The 15,839-nt window shown below is 54.1% G+C and carries 14 protein-coding genes and 1 riboswitch; of the genes, 9 read left to right on the forward strand and 5 right to left on the reverse strand.

The window, feature by feature from the left end:
- Nucleotide 1 precedes the first annotated feature (1 nt).
- Together leuC and leuD are read left to right on the forward strand one after the other, a co-directional pair.
- Nucleotides 2–1,402, forward strand: coding sequence for a 3-isopropylmalate dehydratase large subunit (leuC, locus tag HV229_RS21085; RefSeq protein WP_016155685.1), 1,401 nt, complete (start codon nt 2–4; stop codon nt 1,400–1,402).
- Nucleotides 1,403–1,412: 10 nt separating this feature from the next.
- A complete protein-coding gene (gene leuD / locus HV229_RS21090) occupies nt 1,413–2,018 on the forward strand; it encodes a 3-isopropylmalate dehydratase small subunit (protein WP_016151683.1) in 606 nt (201 codons plus the stop codon).
- A gap of 45 nt (nt 2,019–2,063) precedes the next feature.
- On the opposite strand, the gene HV229_RS21095 is transcribed toward leuD, so the two are convergent.
- The gene (locus tag HV229_RS21095) at nt 2,064–3,242 is read right to left on the reverse strand and encodes a sugar efflux transporter (protein ID WP_103928905.1); all 1,179 of its coding nucleotides are present in this window, start codon (nt 3,240–3,242) and stop codon (nt 2,064–2,066) included.
- Between the two features lie 115 nt (nt 3,243–3,357).
- Nucleotides 3,358–3,480, reverse strand: coding sequence for a glucose uptake inhibitor SgrT (gene sgrT / locus HV229_RS21100; protein ID WP_016151681.1), 123 nt, complete (start codon nt 3,478–3,480; stop codon nt 3,358–3,360).
- A 99-nt stretch (nt 3,481–3,579) separates the two neighbouring features.
- Between sgrT and sgrR the strand changes: the two genes are divergently transcribed.
- The 4 genes from sgrR (at nt 3,580) to thiQ (ending at nt 8,790) form a co-directional block, all read left to right on the forward strand.
- Nucleotides 3,580–5,235 carry an HTH-type transcriptional regulator SgrR gene (gene sgrR, locus HV229_RS21105; RefSeq protein WP_181546311.1) on the forward strand — a complete coding sequence of 552 codons (1,656 nt, stop codon included), beginning with the start codon at nt 3,580–3,582 and terminating at the stop codon, nt 5,233–5,235.
- 46 nt (nt 5,236–5,281) lie between these two features.
- Nucleotides 5,282–5,503, forward strand: a riboswitch (TPP riboswitch).
- Nucleotides 5,504–5,535: 32 nt separating this feature from the next.
- Complete coding sequence (gene thiB, locus HV229_RS21110; protein ID WP_016151679.1) at nt 5,536–6,519, forward strand: thiamine ABC transporter substrate binding subunit; 984 nt, start codon at nt 5,536–5,538, stop codon at nt 6,517–6,519.
- Nucleotides 6,495–8,105, forward strand: coding sequence for a thiamine/thiamine pyrophosphate ABC transporter permease ThiP (gene thiP / locus HV229_RS21115; RefSeq protein WP_131380622.1), 1,611 nt, complete (start codon nt 6,495–6,497; stop codon nt 8,103–8,105). Before thiB ends, thiP begins: the two co-directional genes overlap by 25 nt.
- The gene (thiQ, locus tag HV229_RS21120; RefSeq protein WP_153646632.1) at nt 8,089–8,790 is read left to right on the forward strand and encodes a thiamine ABC transporter ATP-binding protein ThiQ; all 702 of its coding nucleotides are present in this window, start codon (nt 8,089–8,091) and stop codon (nt 8,788–8,790) included. Before thiP ends, thiQ begins: the two co-directional genes overlap by 17 nt.
- A 49-nt stretch (nt 8,791–8,839) precedes the next feature.
- Here the strand turns inward: thiQ and HV229_RS21125 are convergent, their stop codons facing one another.
- Together HV229_RS21125 and araC are read right to left on the reverse strand one after the other, a co-directional pair.
- The gene (locus HV229_RS21125) at nt 8,840–9,607 is read right to left on the reverse strand and encodes a DedA family protein (protein ID WP_016151676.1); all 768 of its coding nucleotides are present in this window, start codon (nt 9,605–9,607) and stop codon (nt 8,840–8,842) included.
- Nucleotides 9,608–9,726: 119 nt separating this feature from the next.
- Entirely contained in the window at nt 9,727–10,572 is an 846-nt protein-coding gene (gene araC / locus HV229_RS21130; protein ID WP_003018834.1) for an arabinose operon transcriptional regulator AraC, read from the reverse strand.
- A 339-nt stretch (nt 10,573–10,911) separates the two neighbouring features.
- On the opposite strand from araC, the gene araB reads away from it, so the two are divergent.
- From araB to araD, 3 genes are read left to right on the forward strand one after another with little or no spacing between them, the layout of a single operon-like run.
- Entirely contained in the window at nt 10,912–12,621 is a 1,710-nt protein-coding gene (araB, locus tag HV229_RS21135; protein WP_075847948.1) for a ribulokinase, read from the forward strand.
- 10 nt (nt 12,622–12,631) lie between these two features.
- On the forward strand, nt 12,632–14,134 hold the full coding sequence (araA, locus tag HV229_RS21140; RefSeq protein ID WP_016155678.1) for an L-arabinose isomerase: 1,503 nt from the start codon (nt 12,632–12,634) through the stop codon (nt 14,132–14,134).
- A 57-nt stretch (nt 14,135–14,191) separates the two neighbouring features.
- Nucleotides 14,192–14,887: an L-ribulose-5-phosphate 4-epimerase gene (araD, locus tag HV229_RS21145; RefSeq protein WP_047358339.1), complete on the forward strand. Its 696-nt coding sequence runs from the start codon at nt 14,192–14,194 to the stop codon at nt 14,885–14,887.
- Between the two features lie 44 nt (nt 14,888–14,931).
- Here the strand turns inward: araD and HV229_RS21150 are convergent, their stop codons facing one another.
- Nucleotides 14,932–15,315, reverse strand: a complete 384-nt coding sequence (locus tag HV229_RS21150; RefSeq protein WP_016155677.1) for a DUF4751 family protein — start codon at nt 15,313–15,315, stop codon at nt 14,932–14,934.
- Nucleotides 15,316–15,839 lie beyond the last annotated feature (524 nt).

The following is a 15,839-nucleotide window of genomic DNA, read 5'->3' on the forward strand; positions in this document are numbered from 1 at the left end:
CATGGCCAAAACGTTATACGAAAAATTGTTCGATGCGCACGTCGTCTACGAAGCGCAAAACGAAACCCCGCTGTTGTATATCGACAGACATCTGGTGCATGAAGTGACCTCTCCGCAGGCGTTTGATGGCCTGCGTGCGCATGGCCGTCAGGTGCGCCAGCCGGGTAAAACCTTTGCCACCATGGACCATAACGTATCCACGCAAACCAAAGACATTAACGCTTCCGGCGAAATGGCCCGCATTCAGATGCAGGAATTAATCAAAAACTGCAATGAATTTGGCGTCGAACTGTACGACCTGAACCACCCGTATCAGGGGATCGTTCACGTGATGGGGCCTGAGCAAGGCGTAACGTTGCCGGGTATGACCATCGTTTGCGGCGACTCCCACACCGCCACACACGGCGCGTTTGGCGCGCTGGCCTTTGGTATTGGCACCTCTGAAGTTGAACACGTTCTGGCGACGCAGACCCTGAAACAGGGGCGTGCCAAAACCATGAAGATTGAAGTTAACGGCACGGCAGCACCTGGCATTACCGCTAAAGATATCGTGCTGGCGATTATCGGTAAAACCGGTAGTGCAGGCGGTACCGGGCACGTCGTTGAATTTTGTGGCGAAGCCATCCGTGCGCTGAGCATGGAAGGCCGTATGACCCTGTGCAACATGGCCATTGAAATGGGCGCCAAAGCGGGTCTGGTCGCACCGGATGAAACCACCTTTAACTATGTGCAGGGGCGTTTACACGCACCGAAGGGTGAGGATTTTACCAACGCGGTTGCGTACTGGAAAACGCTGAAAACCGACGACAACGCGACGTTTGATACCGTCGTTACCCTGCAGGCAGAAGAGATCGCACCGCAGGTCACTTGGGGTACGAACCCGGGTCAGGTCATCTCGGTGAACGATAATATTCCCGACCCGGCGTCATTTTCCGATCCCGTTGAGCGCGCATCGGCTGAAAAAGCGCTGGCATATATGGGGCTGAAACCGGGCATTCCGTTAACAGAAGTGGCCATCGATAAAGTGTTTATCGGTTCCTGTACCAACTCGCGTATTGAAGATTTACGCGCTGCGGCCCAAATCGCCAAAGGGCGCAAAGTTGCGCCAGGCGTACAGGCGCTGGTTGTGCCGGGTTCTGGTCCGGTGAAAGCGCAGGCTGAAGCGGAAGGTCTGGACAAGATCTTCATCGAAGCCGGGTTTGAATGGCGTTTACCGGGCTGTTCCATGTGTCTGGCCATGAACAATGACCGCCTGAACCCAGGCGAGCGCTGTGCATCCACCAGCAACCGTAACTTTGAAGGCCGCCAGGGCCGCGGTGGTCGCACGCACTTAGTCAGCCCGGCCATGGCCGCCGCTGCCGCCGTTACCGGTCATTTTGCCGACATTCGCAGCATCAAATAAGGAAACTACCATGGCAGAGAAATTTACCCAACATACCGGCCTGGTTGTCCCACTGGATGCCGCCAACGTGGATACCGACGCGATTATTCCCAAACAGTTTTTGCAGAAGGTTACGCGCACCGGTTTTGGCGCTCATCTGTTTAACGACTGGCGTTTTCTGGATGAAAAAGGGCAACAGCCTAACCCAGAGTTCGTACTGAACTTCCCGGAATATAAAGGCGCGTCAATTCTGCTGGCGCGGGAAAACTTTGGCTGCGGCTCTTCCCGTGAACATGCGCCATGGGCGCTGACCGATTACGGCTTTAAAGTAGTGATCGCGCCAAGCTTCGCTGACATCTTCTACGGCAACAGCTTCAATAACCAACTGCTGCCGGTGACCTTGAGCGACGCGCAGGTAGATGAAATGTTCGCCCTGGTGAAAGCCAATCCGGGCATTAAATTTGAAGTGGATCTGGAAGCGCAGGTGGTGAAAGCGGGCGATAAGTCCTACAGCTTTAAAATCGACGACTTCCGCCGCCACTGCATGCTGAACGGTCTGGACAGCATCGGGCTGACGCTGCAGCATGAAGCAGCCATCACCGAGTACGAAGACAAGCAGCCAGCGTTTATGCGCTAGTCCTTGTGGTGCCGGATAAGCGCAGCGCATCCGGCACTCCAAAAATCAAACGTCCTTTACCCGCCCGGTCATCACCAGCGTGATCACAGAAATCGCCGCAATCACCCAATAGACGGCAAAGTGACCGTAGCTTTGCGCAACAGCCCCCTGAATCACTCCCGCGAGAATGACCCCCGTTGAAATACTGTTGGTAAATAATGTGGTCGCTGACCCCGCACGCCCTGGCATAAGATCCTGAAACCACAGCATTCCTATCCCGGCGATGATACCGATAAATACTGCATTAAATAGTTGCAGCACCAGCAGCGCCGTGCGGCTGTGAAAGAAGATCAAACCAAGATAAAACAGTACGCCCGCCGCGACGGCCGCGATCATCATTCGCCGTTTGCCAAAGCGCTTCACATAGTAGCCCGCCAGGATCATCGCCGGAATTTCCAGCCCAGCCGCCGTCCCCATCAGGATCCCGGCCAACTTGTCCGGTAACCCCAGCTCAAGGCTTATCCACAGCGGCATATCGATGATGTACATGGTATTGCAGGTCCACATCAGCGTGGAGGCAATAAACAACATGCGCACATTTTTGTCCTGCCAACCGCCGGTCTGTTCCAGCGGTACGTCAACAGGTTGCTCCACCCGCGTGACTGACGGCAGTATCAGCGCAATCAGCACCAGGCTAATGGCGAAAATCCCTGCGGCAATGGAAAACATCGCCGTAAAGCCGTAATTCAGCGCCAGCATGAAGGCCAGCGGCGGTCCAATTACCCAGGCCAGCGAAAGCTGCGCACGCATCACCGAGCTAAACATCACCACTTCACGCGCGGAGTTATCAGCGTATTCCCGCGCCAGCGCAAACAGCTGCGGCATGGCGGTATTCGCCAGCGAGGCCAGCAGCACACCGCAGGTGATAAGCGTGAGATAGTGGCGATTAAACGCAAACAGCAGCGCGTTTCCGATTGCCATCAGGCAGCAGAACATGATCAGCTTGCGCCTGTCGCCCTGGCTGTCGGATCGTTTCGCGAGGGCAAGGCTGACAACGATCCCGACAATCGCATTGACGGTATAAAACAGCCCGACCCAAAACGGCTGCGCCCCGACTTCACGGCTCAGGAACAAGCTCAGCGTGGGTGCCTGCAATGCACCTGCTACGCCCATCATAAAAGCGACCAGCATAAATGCCGCGTAAACGCCGTTGAGGCGCCGTCCCATGGTCATAATCCAGAGCATTACAGTTCCTTTTAGCGCTGCAGAAACAAAAAAAGCCAGCAGTGATTATCTGCTGGCGCGGCGATTAACACCAATACTCAGTCACACATGATGTCTGCAATTCCCAATTCAGGAGTCAGGCTGTCACCTCCCACTGCATCAGTTCTTCGAGCATCTTTAAGCGCTGCGGTGCGCTCAGGCAAGCCAACCAGGACGATTTTTCCGTCGCGGTAAAGTATTTCAACCAGAACTGACGCATAGATGACCCCTTCGTTGTCTCATCGCTTCATCGGAATCTATTATTGGCTTAATATAGGGATAATAAAATTGCTGAGTTTTTCGCAGGAGTTCCCCTTTTATGTCTTCTGGTCGTCTGCAACAACAGTTCATCCGTCTGTGGCAATGCTGTGACGGCAAAACGCAAGACACGACGCTGAACGAGCTGGCGGAGCTGCTGAGTTGTTCGCGCCGCCATATGCGTACCCTGCTCAATACCATGCAAGAACGCGGCTGGTTAGCGTGGGAAGCCGAAGTTGGGCGAGGTAAACGCTCGCGCCTGACTTTCCTCTATACCGGGCTGGCACTCCAGCAGCAGCGGGCAGAAGACCTGCTGGAACAGGATCGCATCGATCAACTGGTGCAGTTGGTCGGTGACAAAACGGCCGTACGACAGATGCTGGTTTCGCACCTGGGGCGCAGTTTTCGCCAGGGGCGGCACATCATGCGCGTTCTCTATTATCGTCCCATGCACAACCTGCTTCCCGGTACGGCGCTACGCCGTTCAGAAACTCATATCGCCCGGCAAATCTTCAGCGCCTTAATTCGGGTAAATGAGGAAAATGGGGAACTGGAAGCGGACATCGCCCATCACTGGCAGCAGATTTCACCATTACACTGGCGATTCTTCCTGCGTCCGGGGATTCATTTTCATCATGGCCGCGAACTGGAAATGGAAGATGTCATCACCTCGCTGATGCGCATTAACGCCCTGCCGCTGTACTCGCACATCACGCAGATCGTTTCTCCCACGGCCTGGACGCTGGATATCCATCTCGCCCAACCCGACCGCTGGCTTCCCTGGCTATTGGGGCAAGTCCCCGCCATGATCCTGCCGCGAGAATGGGAGACGCTCAGCAACTTCTCCAGCCACCCAATTGGCACTGGTCCCTATTCGGTGATGCGCAATACCAATAACCAACTGAAAATTCATGCATTTGATGATTACTTTGGCTACCGGGCGCTGATCGACGAAGTTAACGTTTGGGTTTTACCCGATATCGGTGAAGAGCCTGGCGGTGGGTTGACGCTAAAAGGCCCCACGGAGGATGAAAAGGCGATCGAAAGCCGCCTCGAGGAAGGATGCTACTACCTGCTGTTTGATGCGCGCACCCACCGTGGCGCTAATCAGGAGGTTCGCGATTGGGTTAGCCGCGTTCTTTCGCCAACCCATCTCATCTGCCACGCCGACGAACAGTTCCAGCGACTGTGGTTTCCCGCCTACGGTTTGCTCCCCCGCTGGCACCATGCCAAACCCGGCCATGGTGAAAAACCCGCCGGACTGGAAACGCTGACGATCACCTACTATCGCGATCACATCGAACATCGGATTATCGCGCAGATCATGAAGACGTTGCTGGCAGAGCATCAGGTACAGTTAAATATTCAGGAGATCGACTACGATCAATGGCATGCGGGTGAAATCGTCAGTGATATCTGGCTCAACAGCGCCAACTTTACCCTACCGCTGGATTTCTCGCTGTTCGCCCATTTGTGCGAAGTCCCGTTACTGCAAAACTGTATCTCGCGGGACTGGGAAAACGATGCGGCCCGCTGGCGGACGGGCGAAATGAGCCTGGCGGCATGGTGCCAACAGCTGCTCGCCACAAAGGCCATTGTGCCATTAATCCACCACTGGCTGATCATTCAGGGGCAGCGCAGTATGCGCGGGTTACGCATGAATACCCTCGGCTGGTTTGATTTTAAATCAGCGTGGTTTGCACCACCGGATCCTTAGATCCGGCTCTTGATTGCCGCATAGCAACAAAATCATTACACTAACGCCGTTCTCAACGGGGTGCTAAATAAAAACATACACAAAATCATTCACGCTGCATCAAGGCGGCAAGCGAGTGAGTCCCCAGGAGCATAGATAACTATGTGACTGGGGTGAGCGAGCGCAGCCAACACAGAGGCAGCGTGAATGATGAAGTGTATGGGCTGAGAGATACCCGTCGAACCTGATCCGGATAATGCCGGCGAAGGGATTTGAGGCTGCAACTCAAGTCCTTTGCCACCCAACTTTATGAGGTGCAAAGTGTTTAAAAAATGTCTTCCGCTTTTACTGCTGTGCGCAGCGCCTGCTTTCGCCAAACCTGTACTGACCGTATATACCTACGACTCGTTCGCAGCTGACTGGGGCCCGGGCCCGACAATAAAAAAAGCCTTTGAAGCTGACTGCAACTGTGAACTGAAACTGGTCGCGCTGGAAGATGGTGTCTCGCTGCTTAACCGCCTGCGCATGGAAGGAAAAAACAGTAAAGCTGACGTCGTACTGGGCCTCGATAACAACCTTCTGGAAGCCGCCACCCAAACTAAACTGTTTGCCAAAAGCGGTGTAGCAAGTGAAGCCGTAAACGTGCCCGGCGGCTGGAAAAACGATACCTTCGTTCCGTTTGATTACGGCTATTTCGCCTTCGTTTATGATAAGAACAAGCTGAAGAATCCGCCCAAAAGCCTGAAAGAACTGGTAGAGAGCGATCAAAAATGGCGCGTCATTTATCAGGACCCGCGTACCAGCACGCCGGGGCTGGGCCTGCTGCTATGGATGCAGAAAGTCTATGGCGATAAGGCGCCGGAGGCCTGGCGCGCGCTTTCGGCAAAAACCGTCACGGTCACCAAGGGCTGGAGTGAAGCCTACGGCCTGTTCCTGAAGGGCGAAAGCGACCTGGTACTCAGCTACACCACCTCTCCGGCCTATCACATCATCGCCGAGAAAAAAGACAACTACGCCGCAGCCAACTTTAGCGAAGGCCACTATTTGCAGGTAGAAGTCGCCGCCCGTACTGCGGCCAGCAAACAGCCGGAACTGGCCGAGAAATTCCTCAAGTTTATGGTGTCTCCGGCCTTCCAGAACGCGATTCCGACCGGCAACTGGATGTATCCGGTAACCCAGGTCGCCCTACCGTCTGGATTCGAGCAACTGAATAAGCCAGCCACCGCGCTGGAATTTACGCCGCAGCAGGTTGCGGCTCAACGCCAGGCATGGATTAGCGAATGGCAACGCGCCGTCAGCCGTTAATTCCCGGCTGGCTGGTTCCAGGGCTTACCGCCGCCACGCTGATGGTGGCCGTTGCCCTGGCCGCGTTTCTGGCGCTGTGGTTTAACGCCCCACGGGGGGAGTGGCTCTCACTGTGGCAAGACGACTACCTGTGGCACGTGGTGCGCTTTTCTTTCTGGCAGGCTTTTTTATCCGCAGTGCTGTCGGTCATCCCGGCGATTTTCCTTGCCAGAGCGCTCTATCGCCGCCGTTTTCCAGGACGACTGGCGCTGCTGCGCCTGTGCGCGATGACGTTAATCCTGCCAGTGCTGGTCGCGGTCTTCGGTATTCTTAGCGTGTACGGTCGTCAGGGCTGGTTGGCCTCGATCTGGCATACATTCGGGCTGGAATGGACGTTTTCGCCGTACGGTCTGCAGGGCATTCTGCTGGCGCACGTCTTTTTCAATCTGCCGATGGCCAGTCGTCTGCTGTTGCAGTCGCTGGAGAATATTCCCGGCGAACAGCGACAGTTAGCCGCTCAGTTAGGTCTGCGCGGCTGGCATTTCTTCCGCTTTGTTGAATGGCCGTGGCTGCGTCGGCAAATCCTTCCCGTCGCGGCGCTCATCTTTATGCTCTGTTTCGCCAGCTTCGCCACCGTTTTGTCACTGGGCGGTGGACCGCAGGCCACAACCATCGAGCTGGCGATTTATCAGGCGCTGAACTTTGATTACGATCCCGCCCGCGCCGCCATGCTGGCGTTGATCCAGATGGTTTGTTGTTTAGCGCTGGTGCTCTTCAGCCAACGTCTGAGCCGCGCCATTGCCCCCGGTACCACGCTGGTTCAGGGCTGGCGCGATCCCGACGATCGTCTGCACAGCCGCCTGGCAGACGCGCTGCTGATTATTCTGGCCCTGCTGCTACTGCTGCCGCCGCTGCTGGCGGTAATTGTCGATGGTATTAACCGCCATATGCTGGATGTTCTTAAGCAACCTGTACTGTGGCACGCACTGGGAACCTCACTACGAATTGCGCTGGCGGCAGGTGCGTTGTGCGTTGTTCTCACCATGATGCTGTTATGGAGCAGTCGTGAACTGCGTGCCCGACAGCAGGTGCTGGCAGGTCAGATGCTGGAACTTAGCGGCATGTTGATCCTCGCCATGCCGGGCATCGTGCTGGCAACCGGCTTCTTTCTGCTGCTCAATAACACCATTGGACTCCCCGAATCAGCCGACGGCATTGTCATTTTTACCAATGCGCTGATGGCGATCCCTTACGCGCTGAAGGTGCTGGAAAACCCAATGCGGGACGTCACCACCCGCTACAGTATGTTGTGCCAGTCGTTGGGAATTGAGGGGTGGTCGCGTCTGAAAGTGGTTGAACTGCGCGCCCTGAAGCGCCCGCTGGCGCAGGCGATGGCTTTTGCCTGCGTGCTGTCGATTGGCGATTTTGGCGTGGTTGCGCTATTTGGTAATGAGGATTTCCGCACCCTGCCGTTTTATTTATATCAGCAGATTGGCTCTTATCGCAGTCAGGATGGCGCAGTTACGGCGTTATTGCTGCTGATCCTGTGCTTTACGCTGTTTACCGTTATTGAAAAATTGCCGGGTCGAAATGTTAAAACTGATTGATATCACATGGCTTTATCACCATTTGCCGATGCGCTTTACGCTGTCGATCGCACGCGGTGAGCAGGTCGCGATTCTCGGGCCCAGCGGCGCCGGGAAAAGTACGCTGCTGAATCTGATCGCCGGCTTTCTCACGCCTGCCAGCGGTACCCTGTTGATTGAAGGTGAAGATCACACCGCCACGCCTCCCTCACGTCGCCCCGTTTCGATGCTGTTTCAGGAAAATAACCTGTTCAGCCACCTGAGCGTGCAGCAAAACATCGGCCTGGGCCTTAACCCGGGATTGAAGCTGAACGCATCGCAGCGGGAGAAAATGCATCACATCGCCCAGCAAATGGGGATCGACTCACTGCTGGAGCGCCTCCCCGGTGAGCTTTCCGGCGGTCAGCGACAGCGCGTAGCGCTGGCGCGTTGCCTGGTGCGGGAACAACCCATTTTGCTGCTTGATGAACCGTTCTCTGCGCTCGATCCCGCCCTGCGCCAGGAGATGTTAACGCTGGTTGCCGAGGTCTGTCGCGATAAACAGCTTACGTTGCTGATGGTGTCCCACAGCGTAGAAGATGCGGCGCGAATTGCGTCCCGTTCGATTGTGGTCGCCGACGGGCGCATCGCCTGGCAGGGCAAAACGGATGAGTTATTAAGCGGTCAGGCCAGCGCCTCGACGCTCTTGGGCATCAAAGCCGAGTGATTGATTTCCCAGGCCGGATAAGCGTCAGCGCCATCCGGCAAAAGAATCGTCAAAAACCCACGACTTTACGCAGAATATCAATATACACCGGCATCAGCGGATGGCGCAGTAACGCCACCAGCGCGACCACGCCGATCCCAAGCGTCAACGGCGCCAGATACAGTAAACGGCTGCGGGGGAAATACGCGGTTAAGCGATCGACTGCCGCTTTGCCGCTACGCCACAGTCGCCAGCAAAACCAGCCCCCTACCCATAGCAACAGCGCCGTCGCCAGCAGCAACCATTTAAAATCCCCGCTCTGCATCTCAGAAGGAATATCAATTGCCGCCCCCGCCAGGATCCCCGGCAGGAAGTAGAACGGCGGCCACAGTACGCAACCAATAATATTCGGGACGATAAATTTAGCGACAGGCAGATCCAGCATGCCCGCCACCATTGGCACCAGCGGACGCGTCGGTCCCACAAAACGCCCCACCAGAATGGTAAACATGCTGTGCTGATGCAGCGCGTGCTCGGTTTTATCCAGCAACGCCTTGTTCTTTTTCATAAACGACCAACGATGCAGCGGCTTTTTAAAGCGCCAGCCCAACCAGAAAGAGATCCAGTCCCCCAACAGGCAACCAATGATGCCCGCAAGCCAGGCATGCCAGAAGTTCAGTTCGCCACTGCCAATCAGCGCCCCCAGCCCCGCCATCATCACGGTACCGGGCAGAATCAGACCAACCAGCGCCAGTGACTCCAGAAAGGCCACCAGCAGTACGGCGATCAGGGAGTACAGGGCGGACTGAAGAATAAAGTGTTCCAGCAATGCTTGCATAATGTGTCCGTCAGATTTACGAAGCAGGGATTTTGATAACCCGTCTCAACTTCGTCAAGCCATCAATTGTCTGAATAGATTGCGAGTTATGACAACTTTCAGGACACATCATTCACTTTTTATTCACATCCGGCGCGAAACTCGCTCGGACTGGCGCCGGTACATTTTTTGAAAACGCGAGAAAAATAGAGCTGATCGTCAAAGCCAACATTGCGCCCCACCGTAGCAATGGGCATACGAGTGGTACTCAGCAATAGCTTGGCCTGGCTGATACGCTGATCCTCGCGCCAGCTTAATACGCTGATACCCAACTGCTGACGGAACAGATGCGACAAACGGGAAGGCGACAGGCAGACGTGCTGTGCGACGCTGGCAATATCAAAATTACTGTCCGCCAGGTGATCGCTGATGTACTGACAGGCGTCGCGCACGCGGTTGTCCATGGGGGGATGTAGCGATTCATTAATGGCTTCCATACGTCGGAGCAATAACTGTTCCAGTAAATTAATCGCCAGCAGTTCGGAATAGCGACCTTCTCCCTGCCCGGCGTTGATTATCTGCCCAAACAGTTCGTTAAAATGCGGCTGATGTGCTTCATCCGGACGAAAGAATCCAGTCTGGGCAAAAATGGCCGGCCAGGTCAGCCACTCCTGCCAGTAGGCGCGTGGGCGAAAGTAAACCCACTGGTGATACCACTCACTGGCATCAGGATGGCGTCCGTAGTGGTGAATTTCTCCGGGCGGAAACAGCAAAATATCGCCAGGCCGACAGACAAATTGTTTGCCCTGATTATTGATAACCCCTTCGCCACGGATAGTGAGATTGAGGATATAACCCTTCATACCCAGCGGCCTGTCGATAAAAAAATCCAGGTATCCGTTCGCCTCGATGGGGGTTAATCCGGCCACCAAATGCGCGTTAAACGAATAGCCTGGCAGCAGGGGATCGTTTTGCGTTTCAGCCATAATTTCAATACTCCCTATGTTCTGCTAAGAAACAATTTGTCCATATTACGCCAGACATCATTGCCGTCGCCCCTGCGGGCCGCTGTGTTTGCGGTAATGGACCATCAACCCCGCTTGTGAAAAGCACTTTGTAAAAAATATGTACTGCGCCAACGTTAAAATCGGCTAACAAAAGTGTCTATAACTACGGCAGAAATGTCCACATTGATTATTTGCACGGCGTCACACTTTGTGATGCCACAGCATTTTAGTCCATAAGATTAGCGAATCCTGCCTGACGGTTTTTATCCCTACTAACTACTGTTTATCCATACCTGTATTTTTGGATGGAGTAAGACGATGGCGATTGCAATTGGCCTCGATTTTGGCAGTGATTCAGTACGCGCTTTGGCAGTGGAATGTGCTACCGGTGAAGAAATCGCCACCAGCGTAGAGTGGTACCCACGTTGGCAGGAAGGGCAGTATTGCGATGGCCCAAACAACCAGTTTCGCCATCATCCACGCGACTACATTGAATCAATGGAAGCGGCGCTGAAAACCGTGCTGGCCGAACTGAGCGTTAAACAGCGTGCGGAAGTGGTCGGGATTGGCGTTGACAGCACCGGTTCAACCCCGGCCCCCATCGATGCCGACGGCAACGTACTGGCGTTGCGTCCGGAGTTCGCTGAAAACCCAAATGCAATGTTTGTCCTGTGGAAAGATCACACCTCAGTAGAAGAAGCTGAAGAAATTACCCGTTTGTGCCACACACCGGGCAAGATCGATTACTCCCGCTATATCGGCGGTATTTATTCCAGCGAATGGTTCTGGGCCAAAATCCTGCATGTGACCCGTCAGGACCACGCGGTTGCCGAGGCCGCGGTTTCGTGGATTGAACTGTGCGATTGGGTTCCGGCCCTGCTCTCTAATACCGTACGTCCACAGGATATTCGTCGCGGTCGCTGCAGCGCCGGGCATAAATCCCTGTGGCATGAAAGCTGGGGTGGTCTACCGCCAGCCAGTTTCTTTGACGAACTCGACCCCATCCTCAACCGCCATCTGCAATACCCGATGTTTACCGATACCTTCACAGCCGACCTGCCGGTTGGCACCCTGTGCGCCGAGTGGGCGCAGCGTCTGGGACTACCGGAAAGCGTGGTGATTGCAGGCGGCGCTTTTGACTGCCATATGGGCGCGGTCGGCGCGGGCGCACAGCCCAATACGCTGGTGAAAGTCATTGGCACGTCGACCTGCGACATTCTGATTGCTGACAAACACAGCGTCGGCGAGCGCGCGGTGAAAGGCATTTGCGGCCAGGTTGATGGCAGCGTGGTGCCGCATTTTATTGGCCTAGAGGCAGGCCAGTCCGCGTTCGGCGATATCTATGCCTGGTTTAGCCGTGTGCTGAGCTGGCCGCTGGAGCAGCTTGCCACGCAGCACCCGGAGCTGAAGACCCAGATTAAAGCCAGCCAAAAACAGCTGCTACCAGCGCTAACCGAAGCCTGGGCGAGAAATCCGTCGCTGGATCATCTGCCGGTGGTGCTCGACTGGTTCAACGGTCGCCGTACGCCCAATGCCAACCAGCGTCTGAAAGGAGTGATTACCGATCTGAATCTGGCAACCGACGCGCCAGCGCTGTTCGGCGGTCTGATTGCCGCCACCGCCTTTGGTGCACGCGCCATCATGGAATGCTTCACCGAACAAGGCATTGCGGTTAACAACGTAATGGCGCTAGGCGGCATCGCCCGTAAAAATCCGGTCATCATGCAGGCCTGTTGTGACGTGCTCAACCGTCCGCTACAGATTGTCGCTTCAGACCAGTGCTGCGCACTCGGTGCGGCTATCTTTGCCGCCGTTGCCGCGAAAGTACACACCGATATCCCAGCCGCTCAGCAACAGATGGCAAGCGCCGTGGAAAACACGCTGCAACCTCGACCAGAGCAGGCTCAACGTTTTGAACAGCTTTACCGCCGCTACCAGCAGTGGGCGATAAGCGCTGAACAACAATACCTTCCGACTGCCGCTCCGGCGCAACAAACCCCGGTAGACCAGGCAACCCTGACACATTAAGGACACGACAATGACGATTTTTGATAACTATGAAGTGTGGTTTGTGATTGGTAGCCAGCATCTGTATGGCCCTGAAACCCTGCGTCAGGTAACCCAACATGCCGAGCACGTCGTTAACGCGCTGAATACTGAAGCTAAACTGCCCTGCAAACTGGTTTTAAAACCGCTGGGTACTTCACCTGACGAGATTACCGCTATTTGTCGTGACGCTAACTACGACGATCGCTGCGCAGGTCTGGTGGTCTGGCTGCACACTTTCTCTCCGGCCAAAATGTGGATTAACGGTCTGACTATCCTCAACAAGCCGCTGATGCAATTCCATACCCAGTTCAACGCCGCCCTGCCGTGGGACAGCATTGATATGGACTTTATGAACCTGAACCAGACCGCGCACGGCGGCCGTGAGTTCGGCTTCATCGGCGCACGTATGCGTCAGCAGCACGCCGTAGTCACCGGTCACTGGCAGGACAAACAAGCGCACGAACGCATCGGCTCCTGGATGCGCCAGGCCGTGTCCAAACAGGATACCCGCCATCTGAAAGTCTGCCGTTTTGGCGACAACATGCGTGAAGTCGCGGTCACCGATGGCGATAAAGTCGCTGCGCAGATCAAATTCGGCTTCTCGGTAAATACCTGGGCCGTAGGCGATCTGGTGCAGGTAGTAAACTCCATTAGCGACGGCGAAATCAACGCGCTAATCGATGAGTATGAAAGCACCTACACCATGACGGCGGCAACGCAAGTCCACGGTGAGAAACGTCAGAACGTACTGGAAGCGGCCCGTATTGAACTGGGGATGAAGCGCTTCCTGGAACAGGGCGGATTCCACGCCTTTACCACGACATTTGAAGATTTACACGGCCTGAAACAGCTCCCGGGTCTGGCCGTACAGCGTCTGATGCAGCAAGGCTACGGCTTTGCGGGCGAAGGCGACTGGAAAACCGCCGCTCTGCTTCGCATCATGAAGGTGATGTCAACCGGTCTGCAGGGCGGCACCTCATTTATGGAGGATTACACCTACCACTTCGAGAAAGGCAACGATCTGGTGCTCGGCTCGCACATGCTGGAAGTATGCCCGTCTATCGCGGTGGAAGATAAACCGATCCTCGACGTTCAGCATCTCGGCATTGGTGGCAAAGACGATCCCGCTCGTCTGATCTTCAACACCAAAACTGGTCCGGCAGTCGTTGCCAGCCTGATCGATCTTGGCGATCGCTATCGCCTGCTGGTTAACTGCATCGACACGGTTCAAACACCGCACTCCCTGCCGAAACTGCCGGTGGCTAACGCATTGTGGAAAGCCCAGCCTGATCTGCCAACCGCATCTGAAGCCTGGATCCTGGCCGGTGGCGCGCACCACACCGTCTTCAGCCACGCGCTGGATCTGAACGATATGCGCCAGTTCGCTGAAATGCACGATATCGAGATCGCCGTGATCGACAACGATACCCGCCTGCCGGCCTTTAAGGACGCGCTGCGCTGGAACGACGTCTATTACGGTTTTAAACGTTAATTATGTTGTTGCCGGGTGGCTCTGCGCTTGCCCGCCATCCGGCACAGAGGAATCAACATGTTAGAAGATCTCAAACGTCAGGTGCTGGAAGCCAATCTGGCGTTGCCTAAGCACCACCTGGTCACCTTGACCTGGGGGAACGTGAGTGCCGTCGATCGCGAACGCGGCGTGTTTGTGATAAAACCTTCCGGGGTCGATTACAGCGTTATGACCGCAGAAGATATGGTCGTAGTCAGTATCGCCACCGGTGAGGTTGTAGAAGGTACGAAGAAACCCTCCTCCGATACCCCAACGCACCGTCTGCTGTATCAGGCATTCCCGACCATTGGCGGCATTGTTCATACCCATTCGCGTCATGCAACCATCTGGGCGCAGGCGGGCCAGTCGATTCCAGCCACGGGTACCACCCATGCGGACTATTTCTACGGATCGATTCCCTGCACACGGAAAATGACCGAGGAAGAAATCAACGGCGAATATGAGCGGGAAACCGGTAACGTGATCGTTGAAACCTTTGAGAAACAAGGCATTGACGCTTCGCAGATGCCTGGCGTGCTGGTGCACTCTCACGGTCCGTTTGCGTGGGGAAAAAACGCCGAAGATGCGGTACACAATGCCATCGTGCTGGAAGAAGTCGCCTACATGGGGATCTTCTGTCGCCAGCTCGCGCCGCAATTGCCGGATATGCAGCAAACCCTGTTAGATAAACATTACCTACGTAAACACGGCGCAAAAGCCTACTACGGTCAGTGAAAACAATCTGAGCGCGCCCGAAATCTCGGTGGCGCGCTCTCTGGTTATTCCTTTATATATTCCGCAAACGCACTTCGATACACACAGTTATTAGCACAAACGTATTTAATCACGTTGTCATAATGTCCCTGCGCCTCTTCACCATCCAGTGAATGAAAGAAAATGTAATCTGTAATCGTTGACTGCCAGCGCTGTCCATTCAACAGATAATTAATCACCGTATCACGATGACCATTTATTCTGTCATGCCCTTGCCAGTGAAAGAAAGCATTCCCACGTTCAATAACCTCAGTACGCCAAATTTGACCTGACCACGTTCTATACTCAATATATTGACTTACTGATTTAATTGTAGGGTTAGATAACTGAGTATTAACAAATAAATAGTGATCATATCCTACCTGTAACGCCTGAGTATAAATATCCATAATAGGCCTCCATAACACTACGCACCCAAGCTATTGATATAAAACACCCGAGCTATCAGATGAATAAAATTATATTCAGCGATAAAAATCAAATTATACAGAGAGATATTCCCGACGAAATCGAACCGAAAATCCGTTTTTATCCAGACAATAGCAAGCCATAAAAATATATTATATTCAACCTGGTAACCCGAGTGTTTGATTAAAATAGTTACACTAACCATGAATAAAAACAAATAAAAAAAATAACCATTTTTCCTGAACCGAGGGATGAGTAACAAAACCATACGAGCACGATTCCGAAAATGACATAAAAATCCTGAAACGGACTTCCAATTTATGAAACAAATATAATTACAAAAGAATAATAGATACAAATAGCCATGACAGGCCAATAAAATAATTCAAGGAAGAGTTTTCAATTAAGGCATTCATTTATTAAATATCAAACCCTATCCAGTAACACTTTTACTGCGGAGGGCATTTTACTTTTATTGTCGCAATAACTTCCCGCAGCTCTCATT

The organism is Citrobacter sp. RHBSTW-00524 (assembly GCF_013747755.1).
Taxonomy (GTDB): domain Bacteria; phylum Pseudomonadota; class Gammaproteobacteria; order Enterobacterales; family Enterobacteriaceae; genus Citrobacter; species Citrobacter braakii.

What these genes read in the sequence shown, in the direction of transcription:
- sgrT (WP_016151681.1), bottom strand. Translation starts at nt 3,480, where the DNA reads ATGCGTCAGTTCTGGTTGAAATACTTTACCGCGACGGAAAAATCGTCC.
- thiQ (WP_153646632.1), top strand. Translation starts at nt 8,089, where the DNA reads ATGTTAAAACTGATTGATATCACATGGCTTTATCACCATTTGCCGATG.
- araC (WP_003018834.1), bottom strand. Translation starts at nt 10,572, where the DNA reads ATGGCTGAAACGCAAAACGATCCCCTGCTGCCAGGCTATTCGTTTAAC.
- HV229_RS21150 (WP_016155677.1), bottom strand. Translation starts at nt 15,315, where the DNA reads ATGGATATTTATACTCAGGCGTTACAGGTAGGATATGATCACTATTTA.
- HV229_RS21095 (WP_103928905.1), bottom strand. Translation starts at nt 3,242, where the DNA reads ATGCTCTGGATTATGACCATGGGACGGCGCCTCAACGGCGTTTACGCG.
- araB (WP_075847948.1), top strand. Translation starts at nt 10,912, where the DNA reads ATGGCGATTGCAATTGGCCTCGATTTTGGCAGTGATTCAGTACGCGCT.
- sgrR (WP_181546311.1), top strand. Translation starts at nt 3,580, where the DNA reads ATGTCTTCTGGTCGTCTGCAACAACAGTTCATCCGTCTGTGGCAATGC.
- araD (WP_047358339.1), top strand. Translation starts at nt 14,192, where the DNA reads ATGTTAGAAGATCTCAAACGTCAGGTGCTGGAAGCCAATCTGGCGTTG.
- araA (WP_016155678.1), top strand. Translation starts at nt 12,632, where the DNA reads ATGACGATTTTTGATAACTATGAAGTGTGGTTTGTGATTGGTAGCCAG.
- thiP (WP_131380622.1), top strand. Translation starts at nt 6,495, where the DNA reads ATGGCAACGCGCCGTCAGCCGTTAATTCCCGGCTGGCTGGTTCCAGGG.
- HV229_RS21125 (WP_016151676.1), bottom strand. Translation starts at nt 9,607, where the DNA reads ATGCAAGCATTGCTGGAACACTTTATTCTTCAGTCCGCCCTGTACTCC.
- leuC (WP_016155685.1), top strand. Translation starts at nt 2, where the DNA reads ATGGCCAAAACGTTATACGAAAAATTGTTCGATGCGCACGTCGTCTAC.
- leuD (WP_016151683.1), top strand. Translation starts at nt 1,413, where the DNA reads ATGGCAGAGAAATTTACCCAACATACCGGCCTGGTTGTCCCACTGGAT.